Consider the following 21,310-nt stretch of genomic DNA (forward strand, 5'->3'; position numbering starts at 1 on the left):
CCATGGTTCGCGCGGCGCGGGGCCGGTTTGCTCGGTCGGCTTACGCGGTCGGCCAGTCGAACGGCGTATACGGCAGCGCGCGCTTGTGGCGCGAACCGTCGTAGAAGCGCAGCACCGTTTCGTACACCGTGTCGGCGACAGTCTTGCCTTCGAGGAAATCGTCGATCTCGTCGTAGGTGACGCCGTATGCGTGCTCGTCGGGGCGCAGCGGACGCAGTTCCTCGAGGTCGGCCGTGGGCACCTTCATCACGATCAGTTCGTCGCCGCCGAGCGCGCGGGCGACCGCGCGCACGCGGCGCTTGCTCAGGCCGGCAAGCGGAAGCACGTCCGCGCCGCCATCGCCGAATTTCGTGAAGAAGCCCATCAGCGATTCGGCCGCGTGGTCGGTGCCGATCACGATGCCGCGCCGCGCGCCGGCTACCGCGTACTGCGCGATCATGCGCTCGCGCGCCTTGATGTTGCCGTGCACGAAGTCCTGCTGCGCCGGGGTTTCGAACGCGTGGCCGGACGCGACCAGCGACGCGAGCATCGCGTCGGCCGCGGGCTTCACGTCGACGGTGAACGTCTCGTCCGCGCGCACGAACGCGAGCGCGCGCTGCGCATCGGCTTCGTCGTTCTGCACGCCGTTCGGCAAGCGCATCGCGATGAAGCGTGCATCGTAGCCGCCGGCGCGCAACTGTTCGACCGCCAGCTGGGCGAGCCGCCCGGCCGTCGACGAATCGACGCCGCCGCTGATGCCGAGCACGTAGGTCCGCAGGCCGCTCGAACGAAGGTACTGCGCGAGGAAATCGACGCGCCGGGCGATCTCGGCGTCGACGTCGAAGTGCGGGGCGACGTTCAGTTCGGCAATGATCGCGCGTTGGCGGCTGGCGTAATCGGCGGATGTCATGGGGGTGGTTCCGGAACGAAATGCGAGGCGCCCATCATAAGCGCAATCGTGGCGCGGTGCCGCGCCGGGCATGCGATCCGGCCGCTTCGCGTTGCATCGGCGAGACGCGGTGCATCGTCATGGTGCGGCGCGCGCGGCGGCGCACCGTGGCGTGCGCGCGGATGCTGCGTTTCGATGCAGGGCGGGAGCGGCGGTGATGGGCTTCCTGTCGTCTGACCGCGTGCGTCAGCGCCGCGCGAGCACGACGCCCACCAGCGCAAGTGCGAAGCCGGCGAGCTGGACGGTCGCGAGCGTTTCGCCGAACAGCAGGTACCCCTGCAGCGCGGCGAGTGGCGGCGCGAGGAACAGCAATGACGTCGCGCGCGCCGCGTTGCCCCGCCGCAGCATCCACATCAGCATCGTGACCGCGCCGCCCGACAGGAACACGACGCCCCACACGAGCGAGATCCACAGCGCCGGCGCGCCGATCCAGCGCGTTTCATGCAGCAGCACGACGAAAACGGCCGCGACGATCGCCGCGCCGAGGTTCTGCACGGCGACGGCCGTGCGCAGGTCGTTCCGCGCGAGCTTGCCCTTCTGGTACAGCGAGCCGGCGGTGATCGAGCCGACCGCCAGGATCGATACGGTCACGACGAACCACGCGGGCGCGGCGCCCGGCGACGGCGCGACGCCGCCCGCGACCTTCGGCGCGAGCACGAGCGCCACGCCGGCAAGCCCGAGCGCCATCCCGAGCCAGCCGCGCGCGGGCAGTCGCTCGTTGAACAGCGGCACGGCGAGCACGGCGGTGGCGAGCGGCTGCAGCGCGCCGAGCAGCGCCATCACGCCCGCATTCAGCCCTTGCGCGACGGCCCAGTAGCTGGCGCCGAGATAGACGCCCTGCAGCAGCGCACCGGCGATCAGGTGGCGCGGCCATTCGCGGCGGGCCGGCCACGGCGCGCGCGCGACGAGGGCGACCGCGCCGAACAGCGCGGCCGTGCCTGCGAAACGCGCGAGCAGGAACAGGTTCGGATCGGCGTAGGGCTTGATTGCCCGGGCGACGATGAAGCCGGTGGACCACAGCGCGACGAAAGCCGCGGCGACGAGCGAGGTAAACATGCGTGGCGGGCCGCGATACGGCCGGGTGAATCGTGAAGTCGGTCAGTATCGGATGAAGCGGTGCCGCCGTCTTGTCGGATTCTGCACTCGGTCGTCGCGCGTGCGGGATGCATGCAGCGGCCATGGGCCGCGCTGCTTCGGCTGCAAGCGGCGACCGCGGATGTGATGCGGCGCAAGCGCGCCAGCGTGTCAGCCCTCCGGTTATCACAGGGCCGGGCGAAAGGGCCGCGCCACCAAGGCGCGCCATGGCGCGGGCAAAGGAGCGGAGATCAGTCGAGCCAGCCGTTCGGTTATCACCGGCCGGCGAAAGGGCCGCGGCATGAAGGCGCGCCGTGGCGCAGGTAAACGCAGGTAAAGGAACGGAGATCAGTCGAGCGAGAACGTGTCGAGCGGCTGGTTTGCGCGCGCGTCGGTCGCGAAGCGCGCGGCGAGTTGTTCGTACAGCCGGCGCGCTTCGTCGAGCGTCAGGTCGATCCAGTACGGATCGCCGGCCCCGTCGTTGAGTCGTTCCGGCGAAAACTGGATTTCGAGCACACTGCCTTTGCGATACATTGCGCAAGCCCCTTGATGGTCTGTCGTTACGCGAAGCGCAAAGTGTAGCAATCGCTTGCCGCGCCGATTCGCGCGCATCCGGCAATACAGAATTTCGCTGGCGTTTTCGCTGGCGTGAAGCGCGGCCGCTGCCGAACGCGGCGTCGTCAAATGGCAGTCAAACGGCCGTAATACAATGGCTGGCTTACCCATTACCAGTCGCCTCGGGCGCATTGCGATGCTGGCGGAACAACGTCATCAATACATTCTGTCGGAGCTCGGCCGATCGGGCGCGCTGTCGGTTGCCGAACTCGTGCGCTCGCTTGACGTGTCGCGCGAAACCGTGCGGCGCGACCTGAACGCGCTCGCGGCGCGCGGCCTGCTCGTGATGACGCACGGCGGCGCGCTGGCGGCGGACCGCCGCGAGCCGAGCCTGTCCGAGCGCGAAGCGGCGAACGCCGAAGCGAAGCGCACGATCGGGCGACGCGCGGCCGGATTCGTGCCCGACGATGCGTCGGTGCTGATCGACTCCGGCAGCACGCCGCATGCGGTGGCGCTCGCACTGGCCGACCGGCACCGGCTGTCGATCTACACGAACGACTGGCGCACCGCGTTCGTGCTCGCGCGCCGCAACGGCAATCGCGTGACGCTGCTCGGCGGCGAGCTGTCCGACGACGAGGACGCGACGTTCGGGCTCGATACGATCCAGCAACTCGCGCAATACCACGTCGATTTCGCGTTCGTCGGCGCGGGCGGCATCACGGCCGACGGCGACTGCACCGACTACTCGCGGCTTGCCGCCGAAGTGCGCAGCCGGATGATCGCGGCGGCCGGCACGGCGGTCATCGTCGCCGACCATTCGAAGTTCGGCCGCGTGACGCCGGTGCGGATCAACGGCACGGCGGCCGCGCGCTACCTCGTCACCGAGCGCACGCCCGACAAGGCCGTGCGCCGCGCGCTGGCCGCACGCGGCATCGAGTTGCTCGTGTGCGACTGACGCGGGTCCGACACACAAGGTTCATCGAACGGTCATCGCCCGGGAAGAACCGCCGTCAACACTGACCCATTCATCTCTTTCGGCCGAAACGCCAGGAGCACGAATGACCGTCAGCGTCCGCAGCTATCTTTCACCCACCCTGGTCCTGCTGGCCTTCGACTGGCCCGAGGCGGCGTCGCGCACCGATTTCCTCGGCTTTGCGATCCGGCGCACACCGGGCTTCTGGTCGGCCGACGGCAAGACGCGGGCGCCGAACAGCTGGCTGCCGAACCGGCTGACGTTCGACGGTCCGGCCGCCGACACGCAAGGCGACGCGCCGACCGACCAGGCGCCGATCCAGAAATTCATGTGGTGGGATGCGCGCATCGATCCGCCGGATCGCGATGCGTCGTTCCGTTATGACGTCTTTCCCGTCGTCGGTACGCCGGCAAACCTGCAGGTGCTCGATGCGCAAGCCGGCGTGTGCGATGTGGTGCTGCCCGCGCATATCGTCGACGGCATCGGCACCTGGTTCAACCGCGCAGTGGTGAGCTCGCAGGCGTTCGCGAAGCAGGTCGCGGCGCTGGGTCTCGCGCCGGGCGCCGCGCCGAGTGAGGCGCAGGCGCTGAAGTTGCGCACGTGGCTCGCGAACGACATGGAGCAGGTGTTCGCGGAGATGCTCGATCCCGCGTCGCGCGCGGTGTCGGCCGTCTATCACCTGACGGACCGGCTGTGGGCGCTGCCGGCCTTCGACGCGTTCGGACGCCGGCACGGCGAAACGTCGCTTGCGATCGTCTACGACGCGCACACGACCGCGCGCAAGGGCAAGCCGGCGCAGCCGTCGCCGAACCAGCCGGCCGTCGACGCGCTGCAGGGCCTCGCGACGCTGGCGCCGCGCGACCGCACGCACATCATGCACGACAAGTTCATCGTGACCGACGCGCCCGGGAGTGCGACGCCCGCGCGCGTATTGACCGGCTCCGCGAACTTCACGACCGAAGGGCTGACGGCGCAGGCCAACGTGCTGCACGCATTCGATTCGCCGGCGCTCGCCGCGCTGTACAACGAGCGTGCGTATGCGCTGGCCGCGAATCCGTCGATCGCAGAGACGGCGCGGCTGTCGCCGGGCTGGTCGGCGCCGTTGACGGTGGGCAGCGCGCAGGTGCGCGTCGCGTTTTCGCCGGAGCTGGCAGGGCAACGCACCGAGATCGATACGATTGTCGCCGCGATCGCGGCCGCGAAGCATTCGGTGTCGTTCTGCCTGTTCATGCCGACCGACGCGGCGCTGCGCGACGCATGCTTCGCGGCCGGCGACCGCGGCCTGATGATGTTCGGCCTGGTGAACCGCATCAGCGCCGGCAGCGCGACGAAGGCCGATGCGGCGCAGCACGACGGCCAGTCGCTCGATGCGGCGACGCTCGCGAACCTCGAGCTGTACCATCGCCGGCGCGATCGTCGCGACGTGATCGATGCCGCGTATTTCTCGCCGGCAACGGTGCCGCGGGGTTTCGAGCCGGAGCTGCGCCTCTTTCCGGGCGAACCGGCGCCGGCCTATCCGCCGGTCGTGATCCACCACAAGTTCATCGTGATCGATGCGGAAGGCGCGAACCCGATCGTCTATACGGGCTCGGCGAACATGAGCCGCAATTCCGAGCAGTACAACGACGAGAACCTGCTCGAGATTCGCGACACGCGGATCGCGGCGATCTATCTCGCGGAATTCCTGCGGCTCTACGAGCACTATCGCGCGCGGGCGCTGGCGATCGAGACGAAACAGCATGGCGCCGGTTCGCATCGGCAACTCGCGCTCACGCAGGATTCGAGCTGGGCGAAGAAGTATTACGTGGCGGGAAGCCCGGAAGAGAAGGCGCGGATCGCGCTGGCGTCGACCGCGCCGACCGACTGACGCGCGACGCATGATGCATGACGCATGACGCATGACGCATGACGCCTGCGCTCGGCCGGAAGCGCGACGTGCTTCCGGCTCATGCCGGTTGCACGCGTCGTGATGTCGGTCGGCCTTCGGGTGGAATCGCGCAGAATCGCGCGGTGCGACTACGCGGCGACGTAGCGCAGCACGGAGTCGGCGATCGTCTCGCGATGCCGTGCGCGCAGCCGCGGCGCCGACGGATCGCGGCCGAACGCGGCGCCGAACGTGTAGCGGTTCGACACGCGGTGGAAGCAGAACGAGCTGATCAGCAGGTGCAGGTCGAACGCGTCGATGTCCTTGCGGAACGCGCCGCTCGCCGCGCCGCGCTCGAGCAGTTCCTCGAGCGTCTTGATGATGCTGACGTTGCGGTTCTTGAACGACTTCAGCTGTTCGAGATACTTCGCGCCGTGGATGTTCTCGATCGACACGAGGCGGACGAAGTCGCGATGCTTGTCGTGATAGTCGAACGTGAATTCGACGAGCCGGCGCATGCCTTCGCGCGGCTCCATGTCGCCGACGTGCAGTTCCTGCTCGAGCGCGCGGATGTCGCCGTACACCTTCTCCAGCACGGCCTCGTACAGGCCTTCCTTGCTTTCGAAGTAGTAGTAGAGCATGCGCTTCGTCGTGTTCGTGCGCTCGGCGATCGCGTCGACGCGCGCACCGGCGAGGCCCATCGCGGAGAACTCCTGCGTGGCGACGTCGAGGATGTTGCGCTTGGTTTGCTCGGGATCGTATTTGCGCCGCGCATCGGTCGCAAGCGCGCGGCTTTCGGACGTGGCGGCCTTGCTTGCAGCTTTCATGTGACTTTGTTGTGCGTTGGCGGCGGCATGAAAAAATCATTCTAGCATGCAGGAAATCGCCGTTCTGCCGACTCGCCGCTCTAATCGGCGGCGCGGTTTCGGCTGCTGCCGCGACGGTTCAGCGGCGGCACGACGCGAGTGCGTCGCGGGCCTGGTACGCGGTGTACGTGAGCTGCGCGGCGGCGAGGCCAGCCAGCCCGAACGTGCGCGTGAGCCCGAACGCGGCGAAGCCTTCCGGCACCGGCCGCTCGCCGGCCAGCGCGGCGGCGAGCGCTTCGCCGGCGACGGTGGTGGGCGCCATCCCGTGGCCGCCGAACGCGATCGCGTGCCACACGCCGTCCGCGTCGCGCCCGATCTGCGGCATCTTGTGCCGCGCGTAGCTCATCAGCCCGCCCCACGCGTATTCGACCTTCACGCCGTCGAGCTGCGGATACACGCGCAGCAGGTCGCGCCGCAGCAGCCGCGCGATCGCGTCGGGGCCGCGGTCGAGCACCGAGATCCGGCCGCCCCACAGAATTCGCGTGTCCTTCAGCGGACGGTAGTAGTCGAACGCGAAACGCGTGTCGTAGATCGCGTACGGCGCATCGATGGCGTCCGGCAGCCGCGTGCCGAGCGGTTCGGTCGCGATCACGTAGGTCGCGATCGGCAGTACCGCGCGCTCGATGCGCGGCGACACGCCGCGCGCATAGCCGCCACCGGCGAACACGACGTCCTTCGCGCGCACCGTGCCGTGCGCCGTGCGCACGACGTAGCCGGCGCCTTCGCGCGCGATGCCGAGCGCGGCCGAGCGTTCGTACACGCGTGCGCCGCCGCGCGACGCGGCCGCCGCGACGCCGAGCACGTACTTGAGCGGATGGAAGTGGAACGCGTTCGGCTCGAACAGGCCGCCGTGATAGCGCTGCGTCTTCAGCCGCGCGCGCAGCGCGTCCGTCGCGACGGGTTTCCAGTCGACGTTGAATTCCTGCTTCATCAGCGTGCGCACGCTGTCGAGCCGCGCCGGATCGTCGAACCAGTTCGCGAGCATCACGCCCTCGTCGACGATGTCGCAGTCGATGCCGTAGCGGGCAATCCGCGCGCGGATCAGCTCGACCGCATCGACGGTGAGCCGATACAGGCGACGGCCTTCGTCGCGGCCGAGCGTGCGCAGCAGATCTGCGTTGTCGAGGCTGTAGCCGCCGAACACGAAGCCGCCGTTGCGGCCCGACGCGCCGAAACCGACCCGTTCGCCGTCGAGCACGACCACATCCTGCACGCCGCGCTCGACGAGACCGAGCGCGGTGCACAGGCCGGCGAGGCCGCCGCCGATGATGCAGACCTGCGTATCGATCGGGCCGGTCAGTTGCGGGTAGGGCTGGCGGGTAACGGTGGCTTCGTAGAAGTTCTGCATGCGGTTTCGATGAGTCGTAACGGCGGAAAAACAGGCGGCGCGCGTCGATCTTGCCTGAACGCGCGCGCCGCGTCGAATGGGGTTTTCAGCGCAGTGGCCGCCGCGCTCGGGCGGCGGCCGCTGCGTAACCGGGATTGCCGGAATTAGCGGGCTTACCAGACGTCAGGCGCCGGGCGTCGGATTGGCCGGGCTGGCGACGAAGGCTGGATAGCCGGCGTCGGCCTTCTGCGTGGCGTCGGGCGTCGCGTTGCGCTCGATCCACGGCGCGATCTCCATGTCTTCGTAGCGCACGAGGCGGCATTTGCGCACCAGCGCGTAGCCGAGCCAGATCGCAACGAAGAACGGCACGCCGATATAGGTCGCGGCCACGCTCCCCCAGTCGATCTTGCTGCCCATGAACGCCTGGTAGTCCTGGCCCAGCGCGACGACCGCGCACAGCACGAACGCGAAGATCGGGCCGAACGGGAACCACTTCGAGCGATACGGCAGCTGGTCGACGCGATAGCCCTGCTTCAGCAGGCCCTTGCGGGAGCGGTAGTGGCTGATCGCGATGTCGAGCCACGTGATGAAGCCGGCCATGCCCGACGTGTTCAGCATCCACAGGTCGACCGTCTTGTCGCCGTACAGCGACGTGAGGAAGCAGAGCGCGCCGACGGCGGTCGTGGCGCCGGGTGCGGTCCACTTCGACGCGACCCGATTGTGTGCGGCGGTGGCACGCGCGGCAAACGATATTTCTGCACAGGGTAATGCGGGTTATTCATCATGTCGGGGCCGGCGGCCACGCGGCGGCTGGCCGGGTCACGGGCTTTGGACAAGTCTCATGCGGTTAAGGAAAGCGGGGAATTCGTCCCGCCGGGGTGTTGCGGTTTCGGAATGAAGTGGTGAGTTAATATCAATAGCGGGCCGACTTGTGGCCACCGACAATGTGTCTTATGGATCGTGCCTCGCGAGGCGAGGGCGTGCCGATCGGCCGGGGTATCGGCGACGGCGCGCGGACGATGCGCCGTGCGGCGCGTCGGGCCGGCCGGGGCGCGCATCTGCTTGCGCAAGGCGCGCGAACGCGCTCCAATCGAATCACGCGGGCGGCGTCGCCGCCGCACCGATCAATCTGTCCCTGAAGAGGAAGTGATGCAATTCAACGACATTCTTGCTGCGCTCGACATCGATCTCGCCCGGTGGAAAGGCGCTGCGCTGACCGCGCGTTCGCCGCTCGACGGCGCGACGCTCGCGACGCTGGCGGTCGACTCGCCCGCCGACGCGGAGCGCAAGATCGACGCCGCGCACGACGCATTCCTCAAGTGGCGCACGGTGCCGGCGCCGGTGCGCGGCGAGTTCGTGCGCGTGTTCGGCAACGTGCTGCGCGAGCACAAGGCCGAGCTGGGCCGCCTCGTCACGCTCGAAGCCGGCAAGATCACGTCGGAAGGCCTCGGCGAAGTGCAGGAAATGATCGACATCTGCGATTTCGCGGTCGGCCTGTCGCGCCAGCTCTACGGCCTGACGATCGCGTCGGAGCGCCCGGGCCACCGGATGATGGAAACGTGGCACCCGATCGGCGTGTGCGGCGTGATCTCGGCGTTCAACTTCCCGGTCGCGGTGTGGGCGTGGAATGCGGCGCTCGCGTTCGTGTGCGGCGATTCGGTCGTGTGGAAGCCGTCGGAGAAGACGCCGCTCACCGCGATTGCATGCCACGTGCTGCTCGAGAAGGCGATCCGCGAATTCGAGAAGACCCATCCGGGCGTCGCGCCGCAGGGCCTGAGCCAGCTGGTGCTCGGCATGCGCGATGTCGGCGAGGTGCTGACGTCGTCGAAGAAGGTGCCGGTCGTCAGCGCGACGGGCAGTGTGCGGATGGGCCAGGACGTCGCGAAGGTGCTGAGCCAGCGTCTCGCGCGCGGCATCCTCGAGCTCGGCGGCAACAACGGGATGATCGTCGCGCCGAGCGCCGATCTCGACCTCGTCGTGCGCGCGGTCACGTTCGCGGCGGTCGGCACGGCCGGCCAGCGCTGCACGACGCTGCGCCGCCTGATCGTGCATCGCAGCCTGGTCGAGCAACTGCTGCCGCGCATCGAGAAGGCCTATGCGTCGGTGAAGGTCGGCAACCCGCTCGAGGAAGGCACGCTCGTCGGCCCGCTGGTCGACCGCGCGTCGTTCGACGCGATGCAGAAGGCGCTGGCCGATGCGCGCGAGCAGGGCGGCGAAGTGAAGGGCGGCGAGCGCGTCGACATCGGTCATGCGGATGCGTACTACGTGCGTCCGGCCATCGTGCGGATGCCGAAGCAATCGGCGGTGGTCGAGCGCGAAACGTTCGCGCCGATCCTGTACGTGATGATCTATGACAACTTCGACGATGCGATCGAACTGCACAACGCAGTGCCGCAAGGCTTGTCGTCGGCGATATTCACGAACGACATGCGCGAGGCCGAGCAGTTCATGTCGGCAGCGGGCAGCGATTGCGGGATCGTCAACGTGAACATCGGCACGAGCGGTGCGGAGATCGGCGGCGCGTTCGGTGGCGAGAAGGAAACGGGCGGCGGGCGCGAGTCGGGTTCGGATGCGTGGAAGGCGTATATGCGTCGTGCGACGAATACGATCAACTACAGCCGGGAGCTGCCGCTGGCGCAGGGGGTGAAGTTCGACGTGTGATGCGCGGCGCCCGGCAGGGCGCCTCGACGATTGAATGAACAGGGCCGGTTACCGCGGGAAGCGGTAACCGGCCCTTGTCGTTTCCGGTGCTGCGTGCGCTACAAGGATCGACCAGCGCGCGCCCGCGTGTGCGCTTCCGGCTCGTACTGCGTGGAACCCTCGAGCGCCGGCATGTTCTGCACGACCAGCATCTGCGGCGTCGACAGCGTGATCTGCGCCGCGCGCAACTGCTTCAGGATCTCGAACAGCAGGTCGCTCTTCGTCGAGCTCGCGATCCGCGGGCTTGCCACGTAGCCCGTCACGCTCAGCGTGATCCCGTCCGGCGCCAGCTGGCTGAACGTGACCGACGGCGCCGGCTTGTCGAGAATCGCCGGGTGTTCGCGATACGCATCGAGCAGCAGGTCGCGCACCTGCTCGGGATCGGTGTTCAGCGGGAACGTCAGCGTCAGCGTCGCGACGCCTTGCGTGCTGTTGCCCATCGTCACGTTGCGCACGTTCTGCGAGATCAGCTGCGAGTTCGGCACGATCACGGTCGAACGATCGCTGAGCTGGATCTCGGTCGCGCGCACGTTGATGCGGCGGATGTCGCCTTCGACGCCCGCGATGCTGACCATGTCGCCGACCTTCACCGGCCGCTCCGTCAGCAGGATCAGCCCGGACACGAAGTTCTTCACGATCTCCTGCAGGCCGAAACCGATACCGACCGACAGCGCGCTGACGATCCACGCGAGGTTGCTCCACCGGACACCGAGCAGCCCCAGCGTCATCAGTACGAGCAGCACGTAGCCGACGTTGGTGAACAGCGTGACCAGCGACACGCGCATGCCCGCGTCCATGCCGAGCGCCGGCATGAATTCGTTGTCGAGCCAGCGGCGCACCGAGCGCAGCAGGTAGAAGCCGATCGCGAACCCGATGACGGCGTTCAGGATCCGGTCGGGCATGATGTTCAGGCTCTGCAGCCGCTGGCCGCCGATCATCGCGATCGCGCTGTCGAGCAGGTCGCTCGGCGTCGTGCCGAAGCCGCCCGTCACCAGCGCGATGGCCGCGACCAGCATCAGCAGGCTCGTGCCGAGCCCGGACACGACGGTATGCGCCTGCTCGAGATGCCGGTCGTCGAGCGCGAACAGGTGCTTGATCTGCTTGCCGCTCGACAGGTTCGCGGAGAACAGGCTTTCGCTGGCGTCGCGCGTCAGCTGCGTCAGGATGTAGACGCTGCACAGCACGATCTCGAACCACACGAGCTCGTACGTGATGAAGCGCGCGACCGTGATGTAGCCGATCAGCAGCGCAACGAGCGACACGACAATCGCCAGCGTGACGCCCGCGTGGATCAGCCCCGCGAGCGTCGAGCGCTCCTCGGGCGCCTCGCCGGATGCCGCGAGCGCGGTGCGTACGCGGTTCGCGCGCAGGATCGACGCGCCGACGGTCAGCGCGACGACGAGCGATACGATGCCGCGGCCGAACAGCGTGACGGACAGGCTGGTATCGACGATCCGGTTGATCGATTCGAGCGTGCCGGACATCAGCAGCAGCGCGGCCAGCACGCCGGGGAACGGCCGCATCGCGAGCGCGACGGAATCGGCGAGCGCCGGCAGCCGCCACGACGGATGCTTCGTGCAGAGCAGCGCGCGGCCGAGGCCGGCGATCAGCGCGCAGGTCACGGCGAGCTTCGCGAACTGGTCCCACAGATCGCTCATCGACGGCGTGAGCTCGTAGTGGCGGGCGAGCGCGAGATAGAGCACCTGGACGGCGACCTCGGTCGCCAGCAGCGTCGAGAACGCCGTCGCCAGAGCCAGTGCGCTGCGGCGCAGCCGGCTGGGCGGCAGACGGGTCAGGCAGAACCACGCGAGCCCGCGTTCGAGGAGGCGGCGGCCGCCGAGCCAGACCGCGAGCGCGGCGATCAGCAGCAGCGCGGTGATGGCGCGCTGGCCGGGTGTCCACGACGAGCGCAGCATGTCGCGCAGTTCGTCGTTGAAGTCCTCGAGGCGCTGGACATCGTCCGGCGACAGATGGAACAGCGGCAGCCAGAATTGCGCGCCGAAGATGCTGCCCGAACGGAACGCTAGCTGGTTGCGCAGCAGGCTGCGGTGCAGTTTCGAGAACTGGTCGTTCAGGTTCGCCAGATTGGCCTTCTGGTCGGCCGCCTGCTTCAGCGCCGCTTCGATTTGCGCCTTGCGCGCGTTCAGCGTCGCCCGCTGCTGCGCGACCGCGGGCGTTTCGGGCGACGCGCCTGGCGCCGGCGGCGGGCCGAGCACGTCGAGCTGAGCCTGGATCTGCGTGCGCTGCGGCGCGAGCTCGCTCTGCAGCTTCTCGACGTCGGCGCTCAGTTCCTGCGTCGCTTCGCCGAGCCCGTCGAGCTCCTTGCTGTTGGTCGCGTTCGACGTCTGCTGCTTGATGCGATCCTGTTGCCCCTGCATCTGCTTGAGCTGCGCGACCGCGTCGCTCAGCGAAATGGTCGGCACGGGGGCGCCGACGCCGCTCGCGTTCGGCGCGGATGCGGCGCCCGGAAACGCCGACGCGGTCGCGAGCGCGGCGAACTGCAGCAATGCGAATAGTGCGATCCGGCGTGCGTACGTGGAGAGTCGTTGTATGGACATGGAATGCTTACGTTTTGCCGACAATATCGGACGCCGAAAGGCGCCCGGAAGCCGGGAGTTGGCCCGGTAGCATGTTACCGGGGTGCGGCTCGAACGAAACTCGAACAGATATGCGCGCATCCGGCCCCGCGGGGCGTCGGCGGCGGCGCCCGAAATGGCCGCTCTCGCCCGTGCCAACAGGGCGAGCGCCGATTTTGCCGAACCAGCAAAGCGGTGTTTCGACGATTCGACGCGCTTGATCAGCCGGATCGATAGTTACGAAATTTACATACTGCTCGCGCACTTAAGGAGTTTATAAATGGGGATCGAGGGCGCGGGGCAGTCGTCGACGCAGCGGTTGATCGCGGGCGTTCCGGCGCGTTGTCGCCGGCGACGGTGCTTCAACGATTGATGTGCTCGGTCGCTCGCCTCGCTAAAATGCGCAAAGCCGCTTGCCAATGCCCTCTGGTAGCGCCAAGACAATCAATAATCCGGAGACTCGCCACCATGGCATCGACCGTGCCTGATCCTTCTTCCGTAGCGGAACCCGTTCGAACTGCCCCCATCGACGCTGGTTCGATTTCAGCCCGCCTCGACCGCCTGCCGCCGACCCGCAGCGTCTGGAAGCTCGTCGTGCTGCTGAGCCTCGGTTTCTTCTTCGAACTCTACGACCTGCTGTACAGCGGCTACGTCGCGCCGGGCCTCGTGAAAAGCGGAATCCTGTCCGCGACGACGCACGGCCTGTTCGGCACCACGGGCGTCGCGAGCTTCATCGCCGCGCTGTTCTCCGGCCTCTTCATCGGCACGATCGCATGCGGCTTCCTCGCGGATCGCTTCGGCCGCCGGGCGATCTTCACGTGGTCACTGCTGTGGTACACGGCCGCCAACGTCGTGATGGCGTTCCAGGACACCGCGGGCGGATTGAACTTCTGGCGCTTCGTCGTCGGTCTCGGCCTCGGCGTCGAGATGGTCACGATCGGCACGTATATCTCCGAACTCGTGCCGAAGCAGATCCGTGGCCGCGCATTCGCGTGCGAGCAGGCAGTCGGGTTCGTCGCGGTGCCGGTGGTCGCGTTCCTCGCGTACCTGCTCGTGCCGCATGCGCCGCTCGGTCTCGACGGCTGGCGCTGGGTCGTGCTGATCGGCGCGCACGGCGCGCTGTTCGTGTGGTGGATTCGCCGCGCGTTGCCGGAAAGCCCGCGCTGGCTCGCCCAGCAGGGCCGCATCGACGAAGCCGACCGCATCATGCGCGCGCTCGAGGCGAAGGTCGAAGCCGAATACGGTCGGCCGCTGCCGCCGCCCGCGCCGGCCGAGCCGGTGCCGCCGCGCGGCAGCTTCCGCGACATGTGGGTGCCGCCGTATCGCAGCCGCACGATCATGATGACGATCTTCAACGTGTTCCAGACGGTCGGCTTCTACGGCTTCGCGAACTGGGTGCCGACGCTGCTGATCAAGCAGGGCATCACGATCACGTCGAGCCTCATGTATTCGAGCGTGATCGCGCTCGCGGCGCCGCTCGGTCCGCTGATCGGCCTCGTGATCGCCGACCGTTTCGAGCGCAAGTCGGTGATCGTCGCGATGGCGGCGGCGATCGTCGTCTGCGGGCTGCTGTTCAGTCAGACGACGGTGGGCGCGTTCCTGATCGTGCTCGGCATCGGCCTCACGCTCGCGAGCAACATCATGTCGTACAGCTTCCACGCGTATCAGGCCGAGCTGTTCCCGACGTCGATCCGCGCACGCGCGGTGGGCTTCGTCTACTCGTGGAGCCGCTTCTCGGCGATCTTCTCGTCGTTCGTGATCGCGGCCGTGCTGAAAGGCTTCGGCACGTTCGGCGTGTTCGCGTTCATCGCCGGCGCGATGGTAATCGTGATGGCCGCGATCGGGCTCATGGGGCCGCGCACCAAAGGCATCGCGCTTGAAGCGATTTCGAAATAGAGAGGGCGGGGCGCTTGTGTTGCGTGTTCGGGCGGAGCGCTAGCGTGCGCGCAGTTTCATGTTGCCGAAACGCGCAACGCACTAGCCTGCCATGCGGCGGCAAAGCAATCGGCAACGAGTTGAAACAAAGCGTGACGAAGCGCAAAACCGCCGTCAAACCGGGGGTTCGGCCCTGCGGATCGTCATCTGCGCGGGTAAAATGAAAGACCTGACGACTCACTAGCCGCCATCGTGCCGAACGCGTTGCACTGCGAACGGCTCCACCGCGTAGAGGCGTCGGCGCCGCGGCATGCGATGCCTGCGGCGTGTCGATGGCTCGTGCGGTAGACGCGCCGTTCGCCATGTGCGGCGGCCGGATCGGCCGATGGCTTCGATCGTATGATGCTTTCCGACCTCACGCGGCGGCTGCCCAAGCCGCGGTGCCGTACCCTCGCCGTCGCCGCGTCCGTATGGCTCGCGGCCGCTCTCCCGATTTCCGTTCTTGTCGAGCGGTCAGCCTTTGCCGCGTCCGACGTGCCGTCGTCCGCTGCTACGTCATCCTCATCAACTGCATCGCCCGCGCATCCGGCTTCGGCGGCGCCTGCGCCCTTGGGCGCAACGCCGTCGTCCGCGGCATCCGCGGTGCATCATGCTGCGCCGGCCAACGGGGTATCGGCGGCATCCGCCGTACATCGTGCTGCGCCGGCCAACGGGGCGTTCGCGGCATCCGCCGCGAATCATGCTGCGCTTGCCATCGGGGCATCGGCGGCATCCGCCGTACATCGTGCTGCGCCGGCCAACGGGGCATCCGCGGCATCGGCCGTGAATCATGCTGCGCCTGCCAGCGCGGCATCGGCGGCGTCCTCCGCGTCCACCGCATCGCCGGCGTCCGCGGCATCGGCGGCGTCGCCTGCGTCGGCCGCTTCCGGCACGCCCGCGAGCGAAGCCGAGGCTCCCGCGCCGACGCCGCCGCGCCGGCACCCGCCGCTGTCGGCCGACGAAGCGAAGAACGCAACCGCGCGTGCGATCGACATGCGCAAGGACTTCACGCGGGAAGTCACGCGGCGCCTGAACGTGCCCGCGAGGGAGCAGCGCGCGTACGGTGAGCGCCTTCAGAAGGCTCTCGCCGATGCGGACCTCGGCGATCTGGCCGGCGAGTACGTCGCGATGGTCGACCGCGCGCCGAACGTGCAGGCGTTGTTCATCTACTTCCGCGCGACGCCGACCAATGCGTGGCTGATGATCGGCGCGTCGCCGGTCGGCACCGGCTGGCCCGGCAAGTACGATCACTTCCTGACGCCGCTCGGCGTGTTCCATCATTCGCCCGACAACATGGACTTCCGCGCGGAAGGCACGACGAACGACAACGGCATTCGCGGCTACGGCCATCGCGACATGCGCATCTACGACTTCGGCTGGGTGGACGGCGAGCGCGGTTGGGGCAAGGGCGGCAAGTCGCCGATGCGTTTCCAGATGCACGCGACCGATCCCGACCGTCTCGAGGCGCTGCTGGGCATCCGCCACTCGAAAGGCTGTGTGCGGATTCCCGCGTCGCTGAACACGTTCCTCGACCGGCACGGCATTCTCGATGACGACTATCAGGCGCGCGTCGAAGCCGGCAAGTCGCTGTGGGTGCTGCGCCACGATCGCGACATCACGCCGATCGCCGGCCGCTACCTGGTTGTGATCGACAGCGCGCGCAAGACGCGTCCGGCATGGTCGCCGGCGCCGGGGCGCAACGCGTGGTCGAAGTTGCCGAAGAACGGCGACACGGCGGACTGACGGCATCCGGTCCGCCGCTGCGGGTGGTCGGATAAGAATAAATCCGTTTTATCGACACATAAGAAAAGCAAACTTTTATTATCCGATCGGCGTTCGTATAGTCGAGTCCGGTTTCGCGGAAAACCCTGCCGCGCCCGGACCCTCACCGACCATACGACCCGCATGAAAACTCTCTACAAGCTTGCTCCGCTCGCGATGCTCGGCGCCTTCGCGACCCATGCCGCTGCGCAAAGCAGCATCACGCTGTACGGTCTCATCTCGGCCGGCGTCGGGTACGCAACCAACCAGGGCGGCAAGAACGCGTGGCAGGCGCTGTCCGGCACGAACCAGAACCCGCGCTGGGGGCTGAAGGGCAAGGAGGATCTCGGGCAGGGGCTGTCGGCGATCTTCCAGCTCGAGAACGGCTTCAACGTGATGACGGGCACGGCCGCGCAGAACGGCCGCGAGTTCGGGCGCATGGCCTACGTGGGCCTTGCCGACCGCACCTACGGGTCGTTGACGTTCGGCCGCCAGTACGACGCGATCCACGACTACATCGGGCCCGTGATCATCGCGAGCAACGGCGTGAACATCGGCGACAACGACAACGGCTACAACGACATCCGCGTGCAGAACTCGGTGAAGTACGTGAGCCCCGTCTACTACGGCCTGAAGTTCACCGCGCTGTACGGCTTCAGCAACGCGACCGGCTTCGCGAACAACAGCGCGTACAGCTTCGGTCTCGGCTACGAGCGTGGCCCGCTGCGCTGGAGCGTGGTCTACGCGCAGTACAACCATCCGTACAGCAGCACGAATCCGGACGGCGCGATCGCGAACGACTATGGGTCGCCGCTCCTGATCTTTGCGAAAAGCGCGATGTCGCCGGCGGTGTTCGCGAGCCGGCAGCGCATCGCGGGCACGGGCGGCTTCTACACGATCGGCCGCGCGCAGTTCGCGGCGCTGTTTACCGACGTGCGCTACGATTACCTCGACAATTCGCATCTGCACCTGCAGAACATCGGCGTGAACGTCGTCTATACGATGACGCCGCAGCTCTTTCTCGGTGCCGCGTATGCGTTCACGAACGGCAAGTACGACGTGATCGACAAGCGACCGAGATGGCATCAGGTGAACCTGCAGGCCGACTACTTCCTGTCGAAACGCACCGACGTCGCGCTGACGGTGATCGCGCAGCAGGCGGCCGGCGACGCGGATCACGCGCAGATCTTCGCGTACGCACGCTCGACCGGCACGCGCCAGATGATGGCCACGCTCGGCGTGCGGCACGTATTCTGAGAGCCCGACCATGACCCATCCGATCGCATCCCGCCGCACCTTCCTGAAACTGTCCGCCGCGCTGGCCGGCACCGCGCTGTTGCCCGAAACGGGCGCGTTCGCGGCCGGCGGCGACGCCGCGCGCCGCACGGTGATTATCGATACCGACCCGGGGCAGGACGACGCCATCGCGATCCTGTTCGCGCTGGGCGCGCAGGACCGCCTCGACGTGCGCGCGCTGACCGCCGTGGCCGGCAACGTGCCGCTCGAGCTGACCGAACGCAATGCGCGGATCATCCGCGACTGGGCCGGCCGCACGAACACGCTGCCGGTGTTCGCGGGTTGCCCGCGTCCGCTCGTGCGCGAGCTCGTGACGGCCGCGAACGTGCACGGCAAGACCGGCCTCGAAGGTGTCGCGCTGCACGAACCGCGCGCGCCGCTCGCGGCCGGGCATGCGGTGTCGTACCTCGTCGAGACGCTGAGCCGCGCGGCGCCGAACAGCGTGACGCTGTGCGCGCTCGGCCCGCTGACGAACATCGCGACCGCGCTGGTCGAAGCGCCGCAGATCCGCGGCGCGTTGCGCGAGATCGTGCTGATGGGCGGCGCGTTTTTCGAGCGCGGCAACATCACGCCGGCCGCGGAGTTCAACATCTACGTCGATCCGCAGGCGGCCGAAGTCGTGTTCGGCAGCGGGGTGCCGATCGTCGTGCTGCCGCGCGACGTCGCGGTGAAGGCGCCGATCACGCCGGCGCGCGTCGCGCCGTTCCGTGCGCTCGGCAACCGCTGCGGCGCGATCGTCGCGGACATCATGGACGCCGAGCTCGCGTACAACAAGAAGCGGCGCGGCGTCGACGACGGGCCGATGTACGACCCGACGGCGGTCGGCTATCTCGTCGATCCGACGCTGTTCAGCGGACGCAAGGTGAATGTGGTCGTCGAGACGGCCGGGCATTGGACGCTCGGCGAGACGGTGATCGACTGGAACGGGCGCAGCGGCCGCGCGCCGAACGCGACGTGGATCAACGAGGTCGACGCGGACCGCTTCTACGCGACGCTCGCCGAGCGCATCGCGAAGCTGCCCTGAACGGCGCAACGTGACGAACGTGACGCAACGCGACGTGCCGCGCACCGAACCGGATCAGATGTGCTTCGCGATCCACTCGCGGCAGGTGCGCACGTGCGGGCCGCGATCGTCGGCGGCGAGCGAGATCAGCGAGATCGCACGCGTGACGCGTGGTTTCTCGACGCGCAGCGCGACGAGTTCGGGATCGTGCAGATGCATCGTGTAGAGGCTGGGCAGTACCGCGGTCGCGAGGCCGTTGCGCGCGAGCGCATACAGCGGTTCGGTGTATTCCATCCGGTACGCGACGTTCAGGCGCAGCTTGGCGGCGCCGCCGGTGCGCTGCAACGACTCGCTGACGCTGCCGCGCACGAACACGGCCAGCTCGCGGTCGACGAGCTTCGCCCACGTGACGCTCTTCGCGCCGGCGAGCGGATCGTCGTGCCGCACGACGATCACGATCTCGTCCTCGAAGAGCTGTTGATAGTGCAGCGTGCCGTCGTCGCTGTCGGGTTCGCGCACGCCGATGCCGAGATCCGCGACGCCGTCGCGCACGGCTTCGACGAGTGCGCTGTTCGGCAGATCGGTGAGCGTGAAGCGCAACGCCGGATGCGTGCCGCGCAGTGCGTTGAGCGCGGGAAGCAGGCGGCCGGCGACCGACGGGATGAACGCGATCCGCACGGTCTGGATGCGTTCGCCGATGAGCCGCGTCATGTCGTCGAAGGTGCCGCGCGCCTGGTTCAGCAGCCGCTCGGCGAGCGGCAGCACGGCTTCGCCGGCGGAGGTCAGCGTGAGCCGGTGGGCGGTGCGCGCGAACAGGCGCCCGCCGAGCAGGAACTCGATCTGGCGGATCGACGCGGTGAGCGCGGGCTGCGTGAGCGACAGCGCCTGCGCGGCCTGCGTGAAGCTGCGCGCATGCGCAAGGACGACGAAGTGCTGGACCTGCCGCAGCGTGAGTGCGGGTAACAGCGACGAGCGGTCGGACGACATCGGGCAATAACGGTCGGATGCGGTACGCGGCAGTATAGGGCCGCGCCGCGCGAACCGACACAGGACAATAATCGGAATCACAGGAGAACCACCATGTCAGCGACTGACACGATGCCGGCGCGTACGCCGGCCAACTGGCTCGAACGGCGCTTCGCGCTCGCGGCGCGCGGCACCAGCATGCGCACCGAGACGCTCGCCGGCATCACGTCGTTTCTCGCGGCCGCGTATCTGCTCGTCGTGATCCCGTCGTTGCTCGCGACGGGCGGGATGGAGCGCGGCGCGGCGACGACCGCGACGATCATCGTGTTCGCGCTGTTCACGACGCTGATGGGCTTCTACGCGAACCTGCCGTTCCTCGTCGGCCCCGGCATCGGCGGCTCGGTGATCATCGGCGTGACGCTCGCGACGACGGAACACGTCGGCTGGCAGACGGGCCTCGGCATCGCCTGCGTGTCGGGCGTGCTGTTCTTCCTGCTGACGATCTTCGGCGCGCGCGGCGTCGTGATGCGGCTGATTCCGGTGCCGATCAAGCTCGGGCTCGGCGCATCGATCGGCCTGTTCGTGACGATGCTCGGGCTGCGCAATGCGGGGATGGTCGTCGCGAACGCGAAGACCAACGCGTTCGCGCTCGGCGACTTCTCGCGGCCGGGTGCGCTCGTCGCGCTGATCGGTCTCGCGGTCGCGATCGTGCTGCAGGCGCGCAAGGTGCCCGGCGCGATCCTGATCGCGATTCTCGCCGCGGCCGCCGCCGGCGTGCCGCTCGGCGTCACGCATCTGCCCGCGTCGTTCGTGTCGCTGCCGCACAGCATCGCGCCGATCGCGTTCAAGCTCGACATCCGCAGCGCGTTGACACTTGCGGCCGCGCCGTACCTGTTCGCGTTCTTCGCGGCGGAATTCTTCTCGACGCTCGGCACCGCGCTCGCGGTCGGCGCGAAGGCGAACCTGCTCGATGGGCAAGGGAACCTGCCGAATATCAACCGGCCGTTCCTGGTCGATTCGCTCGCCGCGACGTTCGGCCCTGTGTTCGGCATTCCCGCGCTGACCGCGCTGATCGAATCGGCGGCGGGCGTCGAGGCCGGCGGCCGCAGCGGACTGTCGTCGCTGGCGGCGGCCGTGCTGTTCGCCGCGATGCTGCTGTTCGTGCCGGTCGCGCTCGCGATCCCGAAGGAGGCGACCGCGCCGGCGCTGATCCTGATCGGGCTGTCGATGTTCGCGACGATCCGCCATACGCATTTCGACGACTTCACCGATGCACTGCCCGTGATGTCGATGGTGCTGCTCACGCTGATGTCGAACAGCTTCGGCACCGGCATCGCGGGCGGGCTGCTGTGCTACGTGCTCGTCAAGCTGCTGGCCGGCCGCTGGCGCGACGTGTCGTGGGGGCTCGTCGTGCTCGCGCTGCCGCTCGGCTACTACTTCTGGACCGTCGTGAAGCCGCACTGAGAGACGGTGTTCACGACGCATCGGCACTACCGCAAAAGAGACA

15 protein-coding genes and 1 pseudogene are annotated in these 21,310 nt (G+C 68.0%); 8 read left to right on the forward strand and 8 right to left on the reverse strand.

All coding sequences use genetic code 11. The features are described from left to right. Positions 1-40 precede the first annotated feature (40 nt). The 3 genes from nadE to SB786_RS29080 all read right to left on the reverse strand — a co-directional run bounded on the left by nadE (position 41) and on the right by SB786_RS29080 (position 2,536). A complete protein-coding gene (nadE, locus tag SB786_RS29070) occupies positions 41-889 on the reverse strand; it encodes an ammonia-dependent NAD(+) synthetase (RefSeq protein ID WP_175658704.1) in 849 nt (282 codons plus the stop codon). 225 nt (positions 890-1,114) lie between these two features. Further along, a complete protein-coding gene (locus SB786_RS29075; protein ID WP_410730467.1) occupies positions 1,115-1,984 on the reverse strand; it encodes a DMT family transporter in 870 nt (289 codons plus the stop codon). A gap of 366 nt (positions 1,985-2,350) precedes the next feature. Then, positions 2,351-2,536, reverse strand: a complete 186-nt coding sequence (locus tag SB786_RS29080; protein ID WP_006752380.1) for a hypothetical protein — start codon at positions 2,534-2,536, stop codon at positions 2,351-2,353. Positions 2,537-2,753: 217 nt separating this feature from the next. On the opposite strand from SB786_RS29080, the gene SB786_RS29085 reads away from it, so the two are divergent. Next, positions 2,754-3,512: a DeoR/GlpR family DNA-binding transcription regulator gene (locus SB786_RS29085; protein ID WP_410730468.1), complete on the forward strand. Its 759-nt coding sequence runs from the start codon at positions 2,754-2,756 to the stop codon at positions 3,510-3,512. Between the two features lie 103 nt (positions 3,513-3,615). After that, positions 3,616-5,397: a phospholipase D-like domain-containing protein gene (locus SB786_RS29090; RefSeq protein WP_410730469.1), complete on the forward strand. Its 1,782-nt coding sequence runs from the start codon at positions 3,616-3,618 to the stop codon at positions 5,395-5,397. Between the two features lie 149 nt (positions 5,398-5,546). Here the strand turns inward: SB786_RS29090 and SB786_RS29095 are convergent, their stop codons facing one another. The 3 genes and pseudogenes from SB786_RS29095 to SB786_RS29105 form a co-directional block, all read right to left on the reverse strand. Continuing rightward, positions 5,547-6,221 carry a TetR family transcriptional regulator gene (locus SB786_RS29095; protein WP_012366853.1) on the reverse strand — a complete coding sequence of 225 codons (675 nt, stop codon included), beginning with the start codon at positions 6,219-6,221 and terminating at the stop codon, positions 5,547-5,549. 118 nt (positions 6,222-6,339) lie between these two features. After that, on the reverse strand, positions 6,340-7,608 hold the full coding sequence (locus SB786_RS29100; protein ID WP_410730470.1) for an NAD(P)/FAD-dependent oxidoreductase: 1,269 nt from the start codon (positions 7,606-7,608) through the stop codon (positions 6,340-6,342). Between the two features lie 162 nt (positions 7,609-7,770). Then, positions 7,771-8,331: pseudogene (locus SB786_RS29105) on the reverse strand (lysine transporter); the annotation flags it as partial. A gap of 405 nt (positions 8,332-8,736) precedes the next feature. On the opposite strand from SB786_RS29105, the gene SB786_RS29110 reads away from it, so the two are divergent. Then, complete coding sequence (locus SB786_RS29110; RefSeq protein ID WP_410730471.1) at positions 8,737-10,248, forward strand: aldehyde dehydrogenase family protein; 1,512 nt, start codon at positions 8,737-8,739, stop codon at positions 10,246-10,248. Between the two features lie 98 nt (positions 10,249-10,346). Here the strand turns inward: SB786_RS29110 and SB786_RS29115 are convergent, their stop codons facing one another. Beyond that, complete coding sequence (locus SB786_RS29115) at positions 10,347-12,845, reverse strand: DUF3772 domain-containing protein (protein ID WP_410730472.1); 2,499 nt, start codon at positions 12,843-12,845, stop codon at positions 10,347-10,349. Positions 12,846-13,331: 486 nt separating this feature from the next. Here SB786_RS29115 and SB786_RS29120 point away from each other — a divergent pair, with 486 nt between their 5' ends. The 4 genes from SB786_RS29120 (at position 13,332) to SB786_RS29135 (ending at position 18,858) form a co-directional block, all read left to right on the forward strand. Beyond that, on the forward strand, positions 13,332-14,759 hold the full coding sequence (locus SB786_RS29120) for an MFS transporter (RefSeq protein WP_410730473.1): 1,428 nt from the start codon (positions 13,332-13,334) through the stop codon (positions 14,757-14,759). A 381-nt stretch (positions 14,760-15,140) separates the two neighbouring features. Further along, positions 15,141-16,520, forward strand: a complete 1,380-nt coding sequence (locus tag SB786_RS29125) for a hypothetical protein (protein ID WP_410730474.1) — start codon at positions 15,141-15,143, stop codon at positions 16,518-16,520. A 162-nt stretch (positions 16,521-16,682) separates the two neighbouring features. After that, a complete protein-coding gene (locus SB786_RS29130) occupies positions 16,683-17,795 on the forward strand; it encodes a porin (RefSeq protein ID WP_410730475.1) in 1,113 nt (370 codons plus the stop codon). A gap of 10 nt (positions 17,796-17,805) precedes the next feature. Beyond that, entirely contained in the window at positions 17,806-18,858 is a 1,053-nt protein-coding gene (locus tag SB786_RS29135; protein WP_410730476.1) for a nucleoside hydrolase, read from the forward strand. Positions 18,859-18,912: 54 nt separating this feature from the next. Here the strand turns inward: SB786_RS29135 and SB786_RS29140 are convergent, their stop codons facing one another. Next, positions 18,913-19,824: a LysR family transcriptional regulator gene (locus SB786_RS29140; protein WP_126226051.1), complete on the reverse strand. Its 912-nt coding sequence runs from the start codon at positions 19,822-19,824 to the stop codon at positions 18,913-18,915. A 93-nt stretch (positions 19,825-19,917) separates the two neighbouring features. Here SB786_RS29140 and SB786_RS29145 point away from each other — a divergent pair, with 93 nt between their 5' ends. Next, on the forward strand, positions 19,918-21,267 hold the full coding sequence (locus tag SB786_RS29145; protein ID WP_410730477.1) for an NCS2 family permease: 1,350 nt from the start codon (positions 19,918-19,920) through the stop codon (positions 21,265-21,267). The last annotated feature ends 43 nt before the right edge of the window (positions 21,268-21,310 follow it).

Source organism: Burkholderia sp. SIMBA_062 (assembly GCF_046534765.1).
Lineage (GTDB): Bacteria > Pseudomonadota > Gammaproteobacteria > Burkholderiales > Burkholderiaceae > Burkholderia > Burkholderia ambifaria.

Coding starts and splice junctions, on each gene's coding strand:
- nadE (WP_175658704.1), bottom strand. CDS start 889: ATGACATCCGCCGATTACGCCAGCCGCCAACGCGCGATCATTGCCGAA.
- SB786_RS29075 (WP_410730467.1), bottom strand. CDS start 1,984: ATGTTTACCTCGCTCGTCGCCGCGGCTTTCGTCGCGCTGTGGTCCACC.
- SB786_RS29080 (WP_006752380.1), bottom strand. CDS start 2,536: ATGTATCGCAAAGGCAGTGTGCTCGAAATCCAGTTTTCGCCGGAACGA.
- SB786_RS29085 (WP_410730468.1), top strand. CDS start 2,754: ATGCTGGCGGAACAACGTCATCAATACATTCTGTCGGAGCTCGGCCGA.
- SB786_RS29090 (WP_410730469.1), top strand. CDS start 3,616: ATGACCGTCAGCGTCCGCAGCTATCTTTCACCCACCCTGGTCCTGCTG.
- SB786_RS29095 (WP_012366853.1), bottom strand. CDS start 6,221: ATGAAAGCTGCAAGCAAGGCCGCCACGTCCGAAAGCCGCGCGCTTGCG.
- SB786_RS29100 (WP_410730470.1), bottom strand. CDS start 7,608: ATGCAGAACTTCTACGAAGCCACCGTTACCCGCCAGCCCTACCCGCAA.
- SB786_RS29110 (WP_410730471.1), top strand. CDS start 8,737: ATGCAATTCAACGACATTCTTGCTGCGCTCGACATCGATCTCGCCCGG.
- SB786_RS29115 (WP_410730472.1), bottom strand. CDS start 12,845: ATGTCCATACAACGACTCTCCACGTACGCACGCCGGATCGCACTATTC.
- SB786_RS29120 (WP_410730473.1), top strand. CDS start 13,332: ATGGCATCGACCGTGCCTGATCCTTCTTCCGTAGCGGAACCCGTTCGA.
- SB786_RS29125 (WP_410730474.1), top strand. CDS start 15,141: ATGCTTTCCGACCTCACGCGGCGGCTGCCCAAGCCGCGGTGCCGTACC.
- SB786_RS29130 (WP_410730475.1), top strand. CDS start 16,683: ATGAAAACTCTCTACAAGCTTGCTCCGCTCGCGATGCTCGGCGCCTTC.
- SB786_RS29135 (WP_410730476.1), top strand. CDS start 17,806: ATGACCCATCCGATCGCATCCCGCCGCACCTTCCTGAAACTGTCCGCC.
- SB786_RS29140 (WP_126226051.1), bottom strand. CDS start 19,824: ATGTCGTCCGACCGCTCGTCGCTGTTACCCGCACTCACGCTGCGGCAG.
- SB786_RS29145 (WP_410730477.1), top strand. CDS start 19,918: ATGTCAGCGACTGACACGATGCCGGCGCGTACGCCGGCCAACTGGCTC.